At 64.9% G+C, this 17,042-nt stretch carries 18 protein-coding genes; 15 read left to right on the forward strand and 3 right to left on the reverse strand.

Annotated elements, in window-relative coordinates:
• Positions 1–243 precede the first annotated feature (243 nt).
• Positions 244–1,242, reverse strand: a complete 999-nt coding sequence (locus ABZ319_RS12275) for a YdcF family protein (RefSeq protein WP_354986435.1) — start codon at positions 1,240–1,242, stop codon at positions 244–246.
• A gap of 77 nt (positions 1,243–1,319) precedes the next feature.
• Here ABZ319_RS12275 and ABZ319_RS12280 point away from each other — a divergent pair, with 77 nt between their 5' ends.
• A complete protein-coding gene (locus ABZ319_RS12280) occupies positions 1,320–2,372 on the forward strand; it encodes a hypothetical protein (RefSeq protein ID WP_354986436.1) in 1,053 nt (350 codons plus the stop codon).
• A 474-nt stretch (positions 2,373–2,846) separates the two neighbouring features.
• On the opposite strand, the gene ABZ319_RS12285 is transcribed toward ABZ319_RS12280, so the two are convergent.
• Positions 2,847–5,240, reverse strand: coding sequence for an N-acetylmuramoyl-L-alanine amidase (locus tag ABZ319_RS12285; RefSeq protein ID WP_354986437.1), 2,394 nt, complete (start codon positions 5,238–5,240; stop codon positions 2,847–2,849).
• A 273-nt stretch (positions 5,241–5,513) separates the two neighbouring features.
• On the opposite strand from ABZ319_RS12285, the gene ABZ319_RS12290 reads away from it, so the two are divergent.
• Entirely contained in the window at positions 5,514–6,692 is a 1,179-nt protein-coding gene (locus ABZ319_RS12290; protein ID WP_354986438.1) for a SpoIID/LytB domain-containing protein, read from the forward strand.
• Between the two features lie 105 nt (positions 6,693–6,797).
• The gene (locus ABZ319_RS12295) at positions 6,798–7,181 is read left to right on the forward strand and encodes a hypothetical protein (protein WP_354986439.1); all 384 of its coding nucleotides are present in this window, start codon (positions 6,798–6,800) and stop codon (positions 7,179–7,181) included.
• An 890-nt stretch (positions 7,182–8,071) separates the two neighbouring features.
• Here ABZ319_RS12295 and ABZ319_RS12300 read toward each other — a convergent pair.
• Complete coding sequence (locus tag ABZ319_RS12300) at positions 8,072–8,326, reverse strand: helix-turn-helix transcriptional regulator (protein ID WP_354986440.1); 255 nt, start codon at positions 8,324–8,326, stop codon at positions 8,072–8,074.
• 140 nt (positions 8,327–8,466) lie between these two features.
• On the opposite strand from ABZ319_RS12300, the gene ABZ319_RS12305 reads away from it, so the two are divergent.
• The 12 genes from ABZ319_RS12305 (at position 8,467) to ABZ319_RS12360 (ending at position 16,985) form a co-directional block, all read left to right on the forward strand.
• Positions 8,467–8,706, forward strand: a complete 240-nt coding sequence (locus ABZ319_RS12305) for a hypothetical protein (protein WP_354986441.1) — start codon at positions 8,467–8,469, stop codon at positions 8,704–8,706.
• Positions 8,703–9,422, forward strand: coding sequence for a PE-PPE domain-containing protein (locus ABZ319_RS12310; RefSeq protein ID WP_354986442.1), 720 nt, complete (start codon positions 8,703–8,705; stop codon positions 9,420–9,422). Before ABZ319_RS12305 ends, ABZ319_RS12310 begins: the two co-directional genes overlap by 4 nt.
• On the forward strand, positions 9,422–10,159 hold the full coding sequence (locus ABZ319_RS12315; protein WP_354986443.1) for a hypothetical protein: 738 nt from the start codon (positions 9,422–9,424) through the stop codon (positions 10,157–10,159). Before ABZ319_RS12310 ends, ABZ319_RS12315 begins: the two co-directional genes overlap by 1 nt.
• 541 nt (positions 10,160–10,700) lie before the next feature.
• Positions 10,701–10,910, forward strand: a complete 210-nt coding sequence (locus ABZ319_RS12320) for a hypothetical protein (RefSeq protein WP_354986444.1) — start codon at positions 10,701–10,703, stop codon at positions 10,908–10,910.
• Positions 10,911–11,207 carry a hypothetical protein gene (locus tag ABZ319_RS12325; protein WP_354986445.1) on the forward strand — a complete coding sequence of 99 codons (297 nt, stop codon included), beginning with the start codon at positions 10,911–10,913 and terminating at the stop codon, positions 11,205–11,207.
• 270 nt (positions 11,208–11,477) lie between these two features.
• Entirely contained in the window at positions 11,478–12,095 is a 618-nt protein-coding gene (locus ABZ319_RS12330) for a hypothetical protein (RefSeq protein WP_354986446.1), read from the forward strand.
• A 2-nt stretch (positions 12,096–12,097) separates the two neighbouring features.
• A complete protein-coding gene (locus ABZ319_RS12335; protein WP_354986447.1) occupies positions 12,098–14,617 on the forward strand; it encodes a hypothetical protein in 2,520 nt (839 codons plus the stop codon).
• Between the two features lie 17 nt (positions 14,618–14,634).
• The gene (locus tag ABZ319_RS12340) at positions 14,635–14,937 is read left to right on the forward strand and encodes a hypothetical protein (RefSeq protein WP_354986448.1); all 303 of its coding nucleotides are present in this window, start codon (positions 14,635–14,637) and stop codon (positions 14,935–14,937) included.
• Between the two features lie 47 nt (positions 14,938–14,984).
• Positions 14,985–15,422, forward strand: a complete 438-nt coding sequence (locus ABZ319_RS12345; protein WP_354986449.1) for a hypothetical protein — start codon at positions 14,985–14,987, stop codon at positions 15,420–15,422.
• A 77-nt stretch (positions 15,423–15,499) separates the two neighbouring features.
• Positions 15,500–16,087 (forward strand): hypothetical protein, encoded by a 588-nt coding sequence (locus tag ABZ319_RS12350; RefSeq protein ID WP_354986450.1) that lies wholly within the window; start codon positions 15,500–15,502, stop codon positions 16,085–16,087.
• 233 nt (positions 16,088–16,320) lie between these two features.
• Positions 16,321–16,611, forward strand: a complete 291-nt coding sequence (locus ABZ319_RS12355) for a hypothetical protein (RefSeq protein WP_354986451.1) — start codon at positions 16,321–16,323, stop codon at positions 16,609–16,611.
• A gap of 185 nt (positions 16,612–16,796) precedes the next feature.
• A complete protein-coding gene (locus tag ABZ319_RS12360; RefSeq protein ID WP_354986452.1) occupies positions 16,797–16,985 on the forward strand; it encodes a DUF5361 domain-containing protein in 189 nt (62 codons plus the stop codon).
• The last annotated feature ends 57 nt before the right edge of the window (positions 16,986–17,042 follow it).

Genomic DNA, 17,042 nt, shown 5'->3' on the forward strand with positions numbered 1-17,042 from the left:
GGGGCGCTTCGAGCAGGGTTTCCGCCGCGGCACCGAGTGCGAGTGCACCCTGCGCGGCTGTGGATTCCCCTCCCGAATTCATACCCCCATTCTACCCCTCAATAGCAATCCGCAATAGCCTAATTGCATTGTGATACAAAGCTATTCAGACACACCCACCCTTCGCAATCCTCTGATAATCGAGCCCGCGACAACCCCGGCATTCCCATCGAGTGCCAACGGCAATAGTCCCGAATATCCCATTCAGTAGCGCACAGCCACCATTGCCAGCAAAGGCAGCGAGGCAAGCGCCGCGCAGATCAGCGCGTTGGTCCAGCGGTGCTCGACCAAAATCGCGACATACTCGCGCAGGATCGCGCTGGGAAGGTAGTAGAAAGCCGTCTCGGCCCCGACCACCGTCGCATCCAACCCCAGTCGGCGAGCCAGGATTCCCGTACGCAGCGCATGGAAATTACTGGTAACCAACACCATTGGACCCGACAACCCCCGAGCAGCCAGCATCCCCGCCGTATAGAGCAGATTTTCGCGTGTGGTGGCGGAGCGATCCTCACGCAGAACCCCCTCCGCCGGAAAGCCCCTGCCGACCACGTAGTCGGCCATCGCGTCGGCCTCGGCGACATCCTCATCGGACCCCTTGCCGCCGCTGGTCACCAGCACCGGCGTGCGTCCCGCCGCCGTCTCCGCGGCATGAACCTCCAGCGCCTTGTCCAGCCGCGCCGCCAGCAGCGGCGGCACCCGCGCGCCGATCAGTCCCGACCCGTGCACGACGATCGCGCTCATCCCGCGCCGATACGGCAGCCGCAGATACACCCACGAATACACCAGGAAGGCCAGCAGAATGAAGCCCAGGTAGCACTCCACCAGCAGTACCGAGCCGAAAACCGCTGTCATCCATTCCCATTCCAGCTCGAATGCCACGATGAACAGCGCGTACGGAAGCAGCATCGCCACGCCGAGCCCGAACGAGAGCAGGTTCGCCGGCCGCCGCCCCTCGCGCCGCCACATCTGCACGCCGTTCATCATCAGCAACCCCGCGAGAATGAGCAGCACCAGCGGCGAGGCCGCCAGCAACAGCACGACCGCGATCGACACCGGGCTCTCGCTGTCCAGCTCGATCAGCCCCAGCACACAGAACGCGGCCGCGATCAACAGCAGCACGCCGTTGCCGATGCGCCGCGGCTCCCGGTACACCCGCAGGCCGAGCCAGCCGAGCAGCACGACGCCGATCATAAGAGCAAACATTCAGCAATCGTATGGGTTGCGGGTCGGCCGCCAATGACGCCGGGGCCTGTCGGTGCGGGCCGATACCGTCCCGCCTCGTGAGCACCATGACCGACAGCCGGTTCACCGCCCTCCTCGACGAAGTGGCCCGGCACGCTCCCGCGTTCTGCCACCGTGACCGCGCCGAGGCGGCCTGCCGCGAACTGGGCTGGACCCTGACCGGCAAGAAGATCGAGATCAGCGAAACGCCTTCGAGTGGAAGACTTTTCGAGGAGGACGACCAGTACAGCAAGGGCGATGGCCAGTGGCAGTCGCTGTACATCCGCATCGCGGTCATCGAGCCCGAGAACTTCCGCCACCACCTCGACCTCGCTACCGCGATCTGGGGAAAACCCTCCTGGTACACCGGATACGGCGATCTGGTCGTCTGCTGGGCGGTCGGCGACGACACCATTCGCCAACTGGCGCTCGACGAAGACGGCACGCTGACCCTGCGCGTTCATCTCTCCGAGGCCGAAGCGGACCAGAACTGGTGGCTGTGGAAGACCCAGTACCACTACCCGGATTTCGTCGATGACGATGACCTGGTCCTGCTCGATGAGAACGATCTGGCCGAGACCTCGGCCGACGAATACGAGATGACCTTCACCTGGACCGGCCACGAGGGCCGCGGCAACGCACACGGTCCCGCCGAGATCTGGAGCGTCTACACCCCGCGCCACCTGCGTGGCATCCTCACGGACGCGCTGCGCGATGTGCACCTGGCCATGCGCGCCCTCGGCCCGGGACCAGATCCGCTGCGTGTGGAGTTCTTCCCCGCCACCGCCGAGTCGGACGCCCGCGCCCGACTCGAATTGTCACCGGACGAAATTCGCCTGTCCGTCGATCTCACCGACGCCACCCGCGACTACCTCACCGCGCACGACGGCTTCGACCTCGACGGCGACACCGCCGAACGCCGCTGGCCCGCCACACCCGACTATTTCCGCATCGCCGCGACGGCGACCGTCGTCAGCCTGCACCACGTCGGCCTGGCCATTCCGGTCCCCGGCGAAGACGACGACGAGGACAACGAAGGCGTGGTCACCATGACCATATGCGGAAACCCGCTGCCCCTGGCCGATTTCGACCTCGCCATCACCATCGGCTGAACGGCGTTCCTCGATGGGCCGGAGATCCGGGTCGGCCGAACACTTTGGCGCGGTGGAAAACTCGGCACGATCGGTTCCCGTCATTCCGAATCCCGCCCCGTTCGGAAACGCCATGCTCCTTGCGGATTTCGATCGGCCGTCTTCATCGGCCGACCCTGCGGCAGGCCGGGAATCGAGGGTGCCGAAGATCTATCGGGTTCGGAACGCCGCGGCCGCCTCGGTGATGACACGACCGCGTAACCCGCAGTGATCATCCAGCGGTTGCCTCGCCGCACCGGCTCGGGCTGTTGGCCCCAACATGGATTGCATACGGGGCGTAGAGGGCGGGGCAGCCTTGCTGCCGCGACACCCCCGGGGCGCGATCGCGCCGCCGCGTCGTCTCGCACAAGGCCCGGAATTGGACGAGGACCGGGGGGCGCACCCCGGTCCTCTGGTAGGGGGTCCGGCAGCCGGCCCGCCGAACCCTTTCGAAAGCTACTGCTGCGCTGGGATTCCCGGCATGACGCGCGGAATCTCGGCGACAGCGGGCTGTTGTCCCGAGGTGTCCGGTATCGCCGCGACGGCGGGCTGCTGCCCACCCGCATCCGGAATCGGTGCGACAGCGGGCAGATCACGCCCGGGCCGCACCGACGGCGCCGGATCCTGCACCGCACCCCAGTGCTGCAGGATGGTGGTCACGATCCCCGTCATCTTGTTGAGAATCAGTGAGCCGAACTGGAAGTCGGCGCGCACACCGTCCTGCACCGCGTACTCCCCGCCGGTGGGCAGCCCCAGAATCCCGGTGGCGCCGCCCAATTGCACGAAGCGCTCCAGGATCTTGCCGACGACGGCGAAGACCTGCCCCTTGGGCGTCGAGTACACGTAGCCGTTCACGAACTGTGCGTACTGCCCGCCGTCCATCGTCGGCTGCGGCGCCGACTTCGGCTGTCCCAGTGAGCTGTTCGGGCCACCCTGATCGTTCCAGTACTTGGCCACCGGATTCGTGTCGATCAATCCGAGCAACCGCGTGGTGAGCTCGGCCAGCGTCGCGATGTCGTCCTCGGTGTCCGGCGCGGCCTGCGGATGCTGGTAACCCGCGTTCTGCTCCGGCCGGGTGCGGGGCGCGGGCGGCTTGGTGGTGGCGGGGGCGTCCGCCAGCGGACTCGGCCCGGCCGTCTTCAGCGCGATCTCGCGAATCCGATCCATCAGGTCGTAGAGGGAGTCACCCGGGCACGAGGTGTTGCCGACATCGCGGTGCGCGAAGATCGTCGGCAGCTTCACGGCCTGCCCGAGCGCGTAGCGCGTGTAATCGCTGCCCTCGGAGAACATCGTGGTCGTGCCTTCGGGATCGATCCCGGCGACCTTGGACCGCCAGCCGATGAACTTGCCCATCGCCTGCATCGCGACCTCGCTCGGGGTGTCTTCCTCGTAGTTGCCCATCAGGGCCACACCGGCGGTGTTGATATTGAACCCGCCCGAATGCGCGCCTTCGACCGGGCGATCCAGTCCGCCGTAGCGTCCCTCGAAGATCTGCCCGTACTTGTCGACCAGTGCGTTGTAGCCGATGTCGCACCAGCCCAGCGTCTTCGCGTGGTACGAGTAGATCGCACGCACGATGCCCGCCGACTCCGAACGGCTGTAGTCGTTGCGACCCGCGGTGTGGTGCACCGTGATCGCGGCCAGCCCGTCGTCGTAGGTCGGCTCCTCGCAGCGCAGGTCCTCGTCCGCGCCCCACTGCGAGCGGGTGATCACCTTCGGCCCGCCGCCGGGCAGCGCGGCCGCCACCTCGTTGAGGTTCTCGTCCGCCGCGCCGCGGCCCGGATCGATGAGGATCGCGGCGAGCTTCTCGAGGTCGATCTGTGCGGGATCGCCGTGATCGGTGAACGGCGCGGGTTCGGCCGGCGCGAGCGCAGCCGGTTCGCCCGCGGGCGCGGCGGCGTCGACCGGCGCGGCGGGATCCACGGGCGCTGCCGGATCGAGCGGCGCTTCTTCCGAAACCGCCGGTTCGACCGGCGCGGGCGCTTCGCCTTCGACGGGCGCGGGCGCCTCACCCTCGACGGGCGCCGCGGCGTTCTTCTTCGTCATCAGGATCTGCACGGCCTTGGTGTTGCCGACGTAGATCGGTTCGGTACCCGATCGTGTCCGCCCGGGCGTGTCGACCGGTTCGGTCGAATACCACGGTCCCCAGCCGCCGTCGGGCAGCTGGGCGCGGATCATCGCCGTCATCCCGGCCAGATTCTCGGCGGTCAGCGCCACCATGCTGAAGGGCTTGTCTCGGGTCAGCTCCTTGACCTGCGCGCCGACCTTGGACACGAGTTCGGTGGGTACCGCGCCCGGTGCGAGGGCGGGCTTGCTGAGGTCGCCGGGAATCGCCGGGCGAGCGTCCGGACCCGGAGCGGGGGCTTCGACGGGAGCGGGATCGACTGGGGCGGGGAGGTTTTCACCCGCGGCCGCACCGGGTGCCACCGGCGCGGGAACGCTGCCGGGCTCGCCGGTAGGAGCGGGAGGGACCGCGTTCGGATCCTGCGGTCCGGGTGCGGCGATGAAGCCGGGTGCTGCCGCGTCCGGTCTCTGGGCGCCGCGTCCGCCGGGCTCCGCGGGCCGGCTCAGTCGGGGGAGTTTGATCTCGTCCGGCAGCTGCACCCCGCCCGGCAATTCGAGCCCCGCCGGGATCTTGATGGACGCGGGCAGCGGGATGGACCGCAGGTCGGATAGTCGCAGATCCGGCAGGTCGAGCCCGGTCAGCTCGCGCAGCGGCAGCACCAGATCCGGGGCGGAAGCCAGCGCCACCTCGGCCATGTTCGCGGGTATAGCTGCCAGATTGCTCTCGTCGACAGACTGAATCTTCGGCGAGTCGCTCAGCCCGATCATGCCGAAGGGTGCGGTCATCGCCAGGATGGTGACGACCGGCAGGACATATGAGTTTTTCGGTCTGCGATATGGCACTGATAGCTCCCATTCCAGGTAGATCCGTCGAACTTCGCCGGAATGCCTTGGTTGCGTCCTGACGGCTCAACGATCACACTAGTCACAACTGTCCCATAGTCTGAACCTGTTGTTGAGGATTAGCTGCGGTAACTCGAATGTAGCTTTGGCTTACAAGAGAACGGGTATGACATGCCGAACGGTCACTTACACGCGCAACGTCGTCGCCGACGCCTCTTGGCCCTATCGCTCGCCGCCACGACCATGGCGGGCACGTCCGCCGGCCTGCTCTGGGCCTGGCCGGACGGAGAATTCCGGGTAACAGCGAGTCCCGGCCACGGCCGCGGCCTCAGCCAGAACGGCGCGTTCGACCGCGCCCTGGAGGGCAATACCGCCGAATCGATTCTGGCCCACTACTACCCGGGCGCGGAGCTGCAGACGATCGCCTCCACCCCCATCCGCGTGCGCCTGCAACAGCAGGACGACAGCACCCTGGACGTGGAGTCCGAGTCCGGCCTGTACGTCGCCGGCCGCCGCGTGATCCCCGGCCAGGCCGCCCACCTGACCCCCACCGAAACAGGCGCGGACGTGGTCATCACCACCGGCTGCGAGGGCGAGGTGCTGTGGGAGGGCACAACAGACGACCCCTACATCTACCCCCTGGAGGCGGGTTCCGACCGCCCCGCGGAGGAACACCTCAGCCTATGCGGCGGCAACGCCTACCGCGGGGTCCTCGGCGTGGCCCTGGAGGACGGCGCGTACCGCACGGTGAACGAGGTGGACATCGAGGACTACCTGAAGGGCGTGGTCCCCGCCGAGATGGTCCCGAACTGGGCCGACAAGGGCGGCGCGGAAGCCCTACGCGCACAGGCGATCGCGGCCCGCTCCTACGCGCTGGCCGAAGACCGCTACGTCTACGCCCAAACCTGCGACAGCACCGACTGCCAGATGTATCCCGGCACGGAACGCGAAGACTCGCGCACGTCGGAGGCGGTCCGCGTGTCCGCTGGCAAGGTCCTCGTCCACGAGGGCCACATCCTCCGCGCCGAGTACTCGGCAGCCCCCGACGCCGGGATCCCCAGCATAGAAAACCTCTCGGTGGGCCCCGCGGTCTCCGAATTCCCCTCCGCCCCAACGATGGTCGACCCGACGGTCCCGCCCATCGACCCCACCACCGAGGACCCGTCCTACGGCCCCACCTACGGACCCCCCACGCATTCGGACCCCACCCTCCCCACCGATACCGAATACACGATCCCCCTGGACCTCCCGAGCCTCCTGAACGAGATCTTCCCCCCGGCCCCCCGCAGGGTCGACCTCCAGCCCAACAGGCCCCGCGTCCCAGCCCCCGCGACCTCGGAGCCACTGGCCGCGGTCCCGCCGAGCGCCGCCGCGGGCGGTTACGCCGACGAGTAGTCCCGAAGGTTTCCGTTTCACACGTTGTCCGTCGGTACGATCGCTGCCTCCGACACCGAATCGAATTGGGCAAGTTCGGTGATCGGCAGTCCGGGAGGCGAAGTCGTGACCGTTGAACCCGCTCGATTCGAGTCGGCTATCCACCATCTCCAGCACGGCGACCCTCGCGAGCGATTCGAAGCCTGCGAAACGTTCGTCGATTGGATTCGAGCGCTGAGTCCGGATCAGGGAGCTGTGGCGGGGCGGGCACTGGCCGAGGCCGCCGTGGGGGAAAGCGATGCCTGGGCGCGCGAAGCGCAGTTCAATGCGCTCGTGCAGTTGTGGACCGCCGATCTGATCGGCCGCGTCGACCTCGATGCCCTCGCTCGGATTCCGAGGTCAACCCTTACCGCGGAGAATGCCGAACACCTGTCGTATCTCGAAGAGGACTTCGGTGCGCTGGTTTCGGACTCATGGACATCTCGGACTGCCCGGCGTTTCCGCGATTAGATCAGTTGAACCGCAAAAGATGTGGGCAGAGGTTGGCTTGACGGTCTCTCCTCGGGACGCTGCACCGTCGTCGCGCGGTCTAAGGGATTTCGATGGCATTGGACTAGTGCACGAGGTCGTTCTTCATGTCTGCGAATGGCAACCTACCTCGAGTAATAGGGAATTGCCATAGCGATTTGCGCGGGAATTCGCGTACTGTCGGTTTTGGGGGATGAGGCGCGATCACTTTCAAAGGCCGACGGATCACGTTGTGTCCTAGGTGAATCGGAATGCCAGAGCATAGAAGCAGCGGTAGAAGCATTGTCGCAGAGCGCAATTCCCGCCTGAGCAGCGCAAACAGAAGGAATCGATACTTCCGGATTGCCCATCCGAGCGCCTGCTTGTTACCGCAGAGTCGCTTCCGCGCAACGTATTTCGGCACCCGCTTCGCCTTCCTTCGACTGACGAACTACGATCACGCACGTGTATACTCCGCCTCGTCAACATTGTCCTGTGGCGTTGTGTCACAGGACATTACGGACGGTGGGGTGAGATGGGTTAAACGTGGGAGTGCCGCCTTGATTTTCCGGGGGCCCGGGTGGCGGATTTGTGCTGCTGTCCGATGTGGGGAGTTCGGCTGGAGGGAGCCGGTATCGACTCGTCGGCGGTCTCTTTCGGCTCCAGTTGGGCCGGAAGTCGGATGTCCGTGTCGACGGATCGAGTCATAGGGGTTTTCAGCCGTGCATGCAGCGTCATTGGTGGCGTGGTTCAGCCAAGTTGTAGATCATGAACAGATGTCGGTCGTGGCCGGCCAATTGGGTGTCGAAATGGCGGAGCGAGTCGCACAGGGGCGACTCACCGTGGCTGATCTGTGTTTGGTGGCAGAGGTGCTCGGTCGAAATGTGGTCGACCTACTCCCCAGAACCGTTGACCTTCTGAACGGACCGGGCGACGATCTCCTGCGGAGAGATGTCGAGTGCACTGCATAGCTGGTAGAGCTGTGTGAGGTCCGGTGAGCGTTCACCGTTCTCGAAACGTTGAATCGTGCTCACCGCAACTCCCGAGGTCGCCGCGAGCTGAGGGCGTGTCAGCCCGCGGCGGGCGCGCGCGGCACGGAGCTCGTCACCGACGGCGCGGTTGAGGTCGTCGAGGTCCCGCAATTCCATACGGACCATTCTGAGGTCCGAACGGCGTAGTTGCAAACAGCACCCTGAAACTCAAGCCTTAAACCTAAATGTTTGGAACTTCATAGTAGAAGGTCCGTTCGGACTTGTGAAAGGTCCGTACGGACCTTAGAGTGTTCCGTATGGACTTGATAGACGGACAGATCGCCGATCGCGTCAGGTATGCGATGGGTGCGATCGGTATGGATTCGCACACCCTCGCGGCCCGAACCGGCCTCGCCGAGCCCGTGCTGGAGCTGCGGTTGCGCGCCGCCGGCTCGTTCAAGCTCGATGAATTGCTGCTGGTCGGAAGCGTGCTGGGCTGCGATCCGATCGCCCTGCTGCCGACATCCGAGCGCGACCGCGCGGAGGTGGCCGCATGATCGACGTACTGATCGTCGGCGGCACGTGGGCCCCCAATGGCGAAAGCGTGACCGACACCTTCTCCCGGGCACTGGACCTGAGCCGCTTCGCGCCGCGCATGATCCCCTACCCGGCCGAATACGGCGGCCGGATGTCCTACGCGGAGAGCAGCGCGGCGGGGAAGGCCGCGCTACTCGCAGCGATCGAGAAGACCCCCAATCGCGTTGTCGTCGCGGGATATTCGCAGGGTGCGGCCATCGCGGGCGACGTCGCCGCCGAAATCGGCCGCGGCCTGTGGCCCAAGCTCGACGTCGCCGCCTGCGCCCTCATCGCCGACCCCCTGCGTCCGGCCGGCGAATGCGTCGGCACCGATCCCGGCGGTTACGGCATCGCCGGTCAGCGCTGGGTGACCGACATCCCGACCTACTGGGCCGCCGCCCCCGGCGACCCGATCACCGCGCTCCCCGCCGGAAACGCCCTGCGCCTGGTCGCGGACCTCTCCCAATACTTCTGTATGGACAGCCCCGAGGCCGCCCTGACCTGGGGTCGCAGCCTCGTCGACACCGTCGTGCACCGCCGCGTCCAGCGCTGGTGGGCCCCCAAGAACTGGAGCGCCTGGAGCGGCGCCCTGGCCTACGCCCGCGGCTACCTCACCGACGGCCGCCACACCGTCGACTATGTGCGCCACGGCCACGCCGCCCGCCTTGCCGAAACCATCAACCGGGAGATCGCCTGATGCACAGCGAGATTGATCCGAACCACCTGTTCCTGGATCGCGCCGCGGTGCTGGATCTCGTGCGCATGCTGCGCGAAATCCCGGAACTGGCGGTCGATCTCGAAGACGCGGTCCTGCGGCGCTCCCGGCTCGGCGACCCGAACCTGCGACTGAGCTCCCGCTCCGGTGACCAGCCGCTACCGTTCAGCCCCGCGGCCACCCGTGCTCGCGATCAGCTGCACGCGGTCCTGGTGTCCTGGGTGCGCCTGATCTGCGAGCAGCGCGGACTCGACTACACCGGTGGCACCTCGACCGGCGGCCTGGCCCGTTGGCTGGACCGCAATGTCATCGCCCTCGCCATGACCGAGGGCGCGGAAACCGCCCCGGCCGAGATCCGCGCCGCCGTGCAGACCGCCCTGCACGTCATCTGCCCGCCGACCTCGCAGATCGAGGTGGACGCGGCGCAGCTGGAGGCCGCCCGCACTGCCCGGCTGAACGTCAACGGAATCGCCACCCTGGCAAAGGAAATGGGTGAGGCGTTCCAGTCGATCACCGTCCGTCGCATCCAGACCCTGCGCGATGCCGGCCGGATCAGCCCGGTGCCGGGGCCGTGGGCGCCGGATTGGCCCGAGCTGTTCGTGGTGGGGGAGGTGCTCGAAGCCCATCTGGCCCACCCCGCGCGTAAGCGCCGGTCCAAGTCGGCCGCGGGGGAGCGGTACCAGCCACTGCTGCGTATCCGAGAGAAGATCGCCGGCTGACCGCCGACAAGTGCACAGAGCTCATGGAAGTCCCAGTCCTCGCCGAGGACTGGGACTTCGTCGTTCCCGGAGCATGCGTGCGCCGCGAGCCGGCGAGCTTGCGGTCACTGTTCCGCCGGATGCCAACCCTCGCGAGAACCACTCCCCACCTGCGGTTTCCAGGAATCTTCAAGATGGGTGTTGACTTTTGAATCCGCTTAAGTGAAGCTATGTGCAGCGCCACAGTTGCGCCTTCATCCCGAACTCACGGGAAACACACTCTCTGGCAAGAGGTTCCAACCTCGTCGGCCTCCCAAGCTCTTCACCCGAACCCTCGATCCGCATCCGGATCGAGGGTTCGGTCGTTGAGGCCTGCCTCGCGCCTTCGAATCAGGAGCAATCGCAATGCTTTTCGGTCTCACCATCGATCAGTGGATCACCGTCGGCTCGTACATCGCGCAGCTGATCGCGATCATCGTCCCGCTACTCATGTAGATCCGCCCCGCGTCCCCTGCTTCCAGAGCGGCAAACGGGGTCCGCGGCGCTGTCGGAAGGAAACATCATGCGTATCAACAGGGTTCCCGAACCCGCTCTGGTGCGATCCGTACTCGTCGCCATCACCGGTGTCGCGGCCTACCTGCTCGGCAGGCAGGTCGGCACCGAATGGATCGAATCCGCACTCACCCTCTACGGCCTGCTCACCCCCGTCATCGCGGGAGCGCTCATCCGCCCGGCCGTGACGCCGGTGCGATCACCGGGCGGTGAGGACTGAATGCAGACCTGGCTCAACCCCGACTTAGTCCAGGCGATCGGCCTGGCGATCGCCACCGTGATCGGCGCGGTCACCGCCTGGCAGGCCCGCGAGGTATCCAAACTCCGCGAACGCGTTGTGGCCCTGGAAGATCAGGCCGCCAGCGATCAGCGCCGCTTCCGCGACGCGATCCGCCTGATCCGCGCCCTGCAACGCCACATCGACGAGCTGCTCGCCTTCTTCACGTTCCACGTCCCGGGCCAAGAGCCCCCGGCCGCGAACTACAAGATCCCCGCGACGCTCGAAGAAGAGATCTGACGGTTTCCCCCGTCGCCCAGCCCATGCGGCCGGCCCCCGAAGCCTCTCGGTAGGTACACAGCGGGTTCAGAGCCTCGCCGCATGCCCGCTCCCCAGCGCGCCCGTCTCCCGCAGGTGGTCCGCGGTCGCAGACACGGACGCGGCGCTGGGGCGCAAGGTCCCGCCCCCGGGTAGTCCCCTCACCCGGGGGCGGGACCCCAATCCACACGATTCCGCGCCCGGGGAAGGGCGCGGAATCGGTCATGCCCTGAATCGGAAGGACCGAACCCTATGTCCGGCAAGGAAGTAATCAGTTCCGTCAGCTTCGGCCACCAGCCCCCGCCGTCGTCGGACTACGTGGAAACCGATACCGGCCAACTGGTTACGCCGGAGTTCTTGTCCTTCCTCCAGCAGACCCTGACCGGCAAATTGGCTGAGCACAAGCCCGACGAGACCCTGGATCCCCAGGTCCGAGCCCTCGCCGAGGAGCTCTCGATCATCCACCTGCCGGAGTGGTACAGCGAGGTAGGCCGCAAACTGGCCGACCCCACGGTGACCAGTATCAAGCAGGCGACCCGCGTAGCCGAGTACCTCGTAAAACGCGGGGTCCGAGTCCACCCCGATCTCGAAGAAATCCGCTGGACCCCCACCCCCCTGGGCCCGCCCGGAGCCTTCGACACCGGCATGCACATCACCCGCGACGAGCACGGCCACTGGCCCGCCCCCGACCCCGAATCCTTCTACGACCTGGAAGAAATCCAAGTCAAACAATCCGAAGACGGCCTCTGGTCCGCCACCCACCCCCGCGGCCTCTCCACCGAAGCCCCCACCAAAACCGACGCCTACGCCGCCATGGTCGACCAACTCCGCCAGCGCATCGACCAGGCCCGCCGCGCCCGTGAGGAGTGATCATGACGATCACCCCGTACGAGACGGGCAGCCCGCCCTCGTGGGTCGGCCGGCGATCGGCGGCCTGGAATCTGATGACCGCCAGCGGTATTGCGCAATTCGGTGCCGAAGATAGTTCGGTCGGCGACGGAAGGGTCTACAACTACTCCGTCAGGGATGGTGCCGCGGCCGTCCAGGAATACGCGCGTACCCGAAATATTCAGGATCTGCTGTTGGGCTCACCCGGCAATCAGGTGAAAACCATTGGGGATCCGATGGACTCGCTGGTGACCCCGGGCCCATCGCCCGGTGACATCGGTCCACCCAAGTCTCTAACGGAGCTCGCCGTACCCGGCTCCAAGGACGAGCCCGCCAAAACTGCGCCCAAAACCGAGATTCCGCCGCTGCTGAGCGCGATGACCGGAACGCCGGGCACTGACGGAAAGACAACGGATCTACCAGATGTCCGCCCGGACATCTTGCCGGAATTGCCGCCAACACCGTCGACCCAACCGCAAGTGGTGCCCATCGTGCCGCTCCCCGAGGGGACCACGCCGGAGATGGCGGTTTTCCTCGGACTCGCGAATACCCCGGAACCGACTCCACAACCTTTGGACTTGCTCGACGTCATCGATATCGGCGCCAGGGGCCTACCCGAACCCGGCACAGCGCGGACTCTGCCCAGCGGGTTGACACCCGCAACGAACTTGGAGGGCACAGCCACAATCTGGACGTTTCCCTCCGGGGATTCGTTCACGACCGCGCCGCCCAGCATCAAGAGGATCGTTCAACAGTCGGATCTGCAGCAGTACAACCCGAACGCGGTCGGAATTCTCAACGTCGAGCCGTACCGCCCGTCCTCATACCGCGGCATCGGCCCGGACGGTCCCGTGGACATTCAGATGCCCGCCTATCTCCCGGAACCGCCGGCTCTGCTCAACGATCCGACTCCGGCCGAGATCGTTCGAATCCAGCGCCCCGACGGAACATTCGGCTTCGGCGTAGTGAACGCCGCCGGGCAACTGCTCTACGAGTCCGACGCGATCGGGCGACAGGTCGTTCCACCGGAGCCGGATAAGCGCTGGTGGGAGAGCGTCGTCTCGTTCGGCGCAGGTATCGCAAATCCGGTGGTCGAATCTGTGAAGGATCTCGGTGCCAAGGTCGGCATAGGTGGTCCCGGTGTCAAGAACGCATGGCTCGGCACCTTCAACGGCATGGGTTCGCTGGTCGGCCTCGGCCCCGCGGGTGGTCCCGGAGTCTGGGATTCCTGGAAGGCCTTGGGCAAGGACACCCTGGCCTGGGACGATTGGGCCCGCGGCGACTTCGCCTACGCCGCAGGAAAACTCACCTTCAACATCGGCTCGCTCTTCCTCAGCGGCGGCTCATCAGCAGCCCTGAAACTCGGGAAACTCGGCCCCGACCTCCCGAAGGTCAAGGCCGACACCCCAGATCGAAAGGCGATCCCCGACCTACCCATCAGGGCAGGCGAAAAGCCCAAGGTCGTCGCACCCGACGCACCCGGTGGCCGACCGCAACAGCCCAAGAACAACCCACCCGAGCTCAAAGGAGACTCGACACAACCCGCCGGCAATGCCGAATCCCCGTCGAACCCGGCCACCCCGAACCCCTCGACGGAACCCTCGTTCGACCCACCCGGCAACACGCGAGATCCCCTTGCCCCTGGCTCGAGCATCTCCCCTAAACCGAACGCGCTCAGCGGAATCGGCGACATGCTCCAACAGCCCGGCACCCGCAACGGTCTCGCCGGCAGGCTGAACTACGACAAGAACTCCAACGGCCTCACCCAAAACCCGTTCAGACAAGACCCACTCGTGGGCGCGTCCGTCCCCCGGCGGACGCCGGACAAGGTTGATCGAGATGCCGCAACGACCGATCGGAGTGTTACCGGAGAGCCGATTCGACCGGGCAGTACTCGTGATGGCAAACCCGCAGGAAATCCTGAATCCAATAACGCTAGGGCCGAAACTGGCGCGGTAATCAAGGTCGAGTATCGGGGCGCGTCCAGATCGGAAAAAAGAGAAGGCGAGCAGAAAGGTGAAGGTAATCGCTCCACTGCTCAGGGTCGAAAACAAGTCAATTCAAATACTAGTGGTTCTAAGAATGAGGAGGAATTCAAAGAAGCGCCGGTTAAGCTGAACTTGGGTGCAGGTGAGAATCGTATGGATGGGGCGGTGAACACCGATCTGGAACCGCGCCCTGGTCTGGACGTTCGCGCGAACGCGGAGACCCTCCCTTTCCGTGACGCGGCCTTCGATGAGGTGCATTCAGTGAACCCTTATAAATTCAACCCGGTAAATTCTGAATCAGCACGAGTTCTGAAACCCAACGGAACTCTCGTTGTTACGGGGAGCCCAAAAAATAAGTATATAAAACCGCCGGCCGAACTGGAGGCGATGGGCTTTAGGCTAGAGTGGGAAGGGCCCATGGTCCCTGAGCACGCCTTTGGTACGCAGAGGCTGTCTAATGGCAGGCCATTGGATACAACCGAAAATCACGTGACTCGAATATATAGAAGGATATGACTGTGCTTCGTATATCCATGGACCAGCTTCTCGCGGGCCTACTTGAGCGTATGAATATTGAAGATTTTGTAGACGTATTCGAAACTCTTGTATGGAAGCTCGAAGATAACGGCGAAGAGATGTTCACGGTCTTGTCTGAATGGCTCGAGGGCGATGATCGCCTAAAGATCGAGGCAGCTTTGAATTCGAATGGCGGATTTATATTTTCTACTAATTTGGAAATGTCTACCGCATTCGAAAAGTTGGTTCATAGGTATCCGGAATTTCGAGAGTTGACAATGGATATTCTACGCAGATGGGATCTCCGTGTGCAAGAATAGGTCTGCATATTAGTCGCCTTTTCAATCTAAATGAAAGAGGTTGCGCGTTGATTGAAAGAATCGTGTTTCCTGACATTGAGAATACTCTTGTTGAATTCTTGATTGGCCAACTTGCGGAGTGGTCTGATCCTGTAGTTGTGCATACCAAGGTTCCCGAACCCCCTCATGCTCGTATGGTGCGGGTGGTTCGAGATGACCGCAGGGCGCGGTTGGATGTCGAAGATCGTGAGGGTCGCCGTGGCGCCCAGGTCATTTTCGACCATCCCCGAGTCGTCTTCGAATGCACCGACGACGCCGGAAACGCGGCCGACTTGGCCGCGCTGGTGCGCAGCATCGTGAATGCCGCAGCCCCCGGCTACATCGGCGACGTGTGGTGCGACCACATCGAAGACGCCGGCATGGAGAACGACACCGACCCGGTGACAGCCGCCCCGCGGTACACAATCGTCACCGACCTGATCGTGCGGGGAACAGTCCTCGCGTGACTCCCCCGAAAACGCGGGAGTAACAACTGAATACCCATCCCTAGGGCCTGCGCAACATTCCCAAGGGAGAAAAGAAAATGGCTCTGCCCTCCAGCAAGTTCATCGGCGCCGGCACCCCGAACATCGCCGTTACCGGTGGTGTTCTGGTCGCTCCGCTGGCCTCCAGCCTGCCGACCACCGCGGCCGGCACCATCGACCCCGCGTTCAAGGCCCTGGGCTACGTGTCCGAGGACGGCATCGAATCGCTGGGTGAGCGTCGCATCGAGTCCGTGAAGGACTGGAACGCCGACATCATCGCGCAGCTGCAGACCGAGCACTCGGTGCGTTTCGGTCTGACCCTGTACGCCGTGTGGGACAAGGACGTTCTGGGCGAGGTCTTCCACCCGGACAACGTCGTCACCACCGCCGCCACCGCCACCACCGGGTCGCTGTACACGGTCAAGGAGACCGGCACCCCGCTGCCGCGTCGCGCCTGGGTCTTCGACATGGTCAACGAGGACAAGAAGCTGCGGATCGTGCTGCCGAACGCCAAGATCACCGCGGTCACCGAGAAGAAGTTCGTGTCCACCGAACTGGCCGGCTTCACCATCACCGTCGAGGCGTTCAAGGACGACCTGGGCGTGAAGGCGTACCGCTACCTGGACGACGGCGTCAAGACCGTCTGATCCCGGCGGTCCTCGCGACCGTCTCTATTCCGGCGGCATCAGCCGCCATTCCCTGACAGGGCTCGATTCCGTGTGGATCGAGCCCTGTCGGCTGACGGCACTCAGCTGTCCAAAATCCCCCAACGGCGGCGGTTATCAAACCTATGCGCAGGCCCGCCCGCCGCCGTTGGGACCTTTTGCTCTGAACACCGTCACAACTTTCACTCTCCGAACTCGAAAGGGTCTGCGTAACAATGACTTCCCCCAAAGCCCCCATCACCATCGCCACCCCGACCAAGGTGAAGGACGACTTCTTCTACCGCGTCGCCGGCGTCGAGATCCAGCTGCCGTCGCTGTCCTACCTGAAGCCGGGCCTGGTGCGCCGCATTCGCCGCCTGGGCGATGTTGACGCGATGTACACCCTGCTGGAAATGGCTGTCACCCCCGAAGCGCTTGCGGCCCTGGACGATATGGATCCGGACGCCTACCACGAGATGCTGGAGGCCTGGCGCGCGCACTCGGGTATCAGCCTGGGGGAATCCTAGGCCTCGATGCTCTGATCGAAGAGCATTCCGAGGCAATCGAATACGACCTGATCGCACTCGGCCTCCGGCTCCGCACGCTCGGCGAGGAAACCCTGACCTGGGGTGACCTGCGGGCCATAGTCAGGTGCACGCCAACGGATTCCGCGTTCCAGCGCTCCGCCAACCCGGACGCCTATCGCTGGCAGTTGGACCAGTATCTGCTCGCGGATATGGCCGACTGCCTGCGCTGGCTGGTGTGGTCCAAGACCGATGACGCCAGGAACGGGCGCAACCGGCCCGAGCAGATCGCGCGGCCGGGACTCGAATCCAATCGCGAACGGGTCGGCACCGCCATGGGCGTCAACCAGATGAACGAGTTCCTCGGCTGGGGCTGAAGAGTCCATGGGCTCCATCGCCGGTGGCCGGGCACGCGAACAGTCAGCCCAGAAAGT

Source organism: Nocardia sp. NPDC005978, from assembly GCF_040614455.1.
Lineage (GTDB): Bacteria > Actinomycetota > Actinomycetes > Mycobacteriales > Mycobacteriaceae > Nocardia.

Coding starts and splice junctions, on each gene's coding strand:
- ABZ319_RS12275 (WP_354986435.1), bottom strand. CDS start 1,242: ATGTTTGCTCTTATGATCGGCGTCGTGCTGCTCGGCTGGCTCGGCCTG.
- ABZ319_RS12285 (WP_354986437.1), bottom strand. CDS start 5,240: ATGACCGCACCCTTCGGCATGATCGGGCTGAGCGACTCGCCGAAGATT.
- ABZ319_RS12300 (WP_354986440.1), bottom strand. CDS start 8,326: ATGGAATTGCGGGACCTCGACGACCTCAACCGCGCCGTCGGTGACGAG.
- ABZ319_RS12305 (WP_354986441.1), top strand. CDS start 8,467: ATGGACTTGATAGACGGACAGATCGCCGATCGCGTCAGGTATGCGATG.
- ABZ319_RS12310 (WP_354986442.1), top strand. CDS start 8,703: ATGATCGACGTACTGATCGTCGGCGGCACGTGGGCCCCCAATGGCGAA.
- ABZ319_RS12315 (WP_354986443.1), top strand. CDS start 9,422: ATGCACAGCGAGATTGATCCGAACCACCTGTTCCTGGATCGCGCCGCG.
- ABZ319_RS12320 (WP_354986444.1), top strand. CDS start 10,701: ATGCGTATCAACAGGGTTCCCGAACCCGCTCTGGTGCGATCCGTACTC.
- ABZ319_RS12325 (WP_354986445.1), top strand. CDS start 10,911: ATGCAGACCTGGCTCAACCCCGACTTAGTCCAGGCGATCGGCCTGGCG.
- ABZ319_RS12330 (WP_354986446.1), top strand. CDS start 11,478: ATGTCCGGCAAGGAAGTAATCAGTTCCGTCAGCTTCGGCCACCAGCCC.
- ABZ319_RS12335 (WP_354986447.1), top strand. CDS start 12,098: ATGACGATCACCCCGTACGAGACGGGCAGCCCGCCCTCGTGGGTCGGC.
- ABZ319_RS12340 (WP_354986448.1), top strand. CDS start 14,635: ATGGACCAGCTTCTCGCGGGCCTACTTGAGCGTATGAATATTGAAGAT.
- ABZ319_RS12350 (WP_354986450.1), top strand. CDS start 15,500: ATGGCTCTGCCCTCCAGCAAGTTCATCGGCGCCGGCACCCCGAACATC.
- ABZ319_RS12355 (WP_354986451.1), top strand. CDS start 16,321: ATGACTTCCCCCAAAGCCCCCATCACCATCGCCACCCCGACCAAGGTG.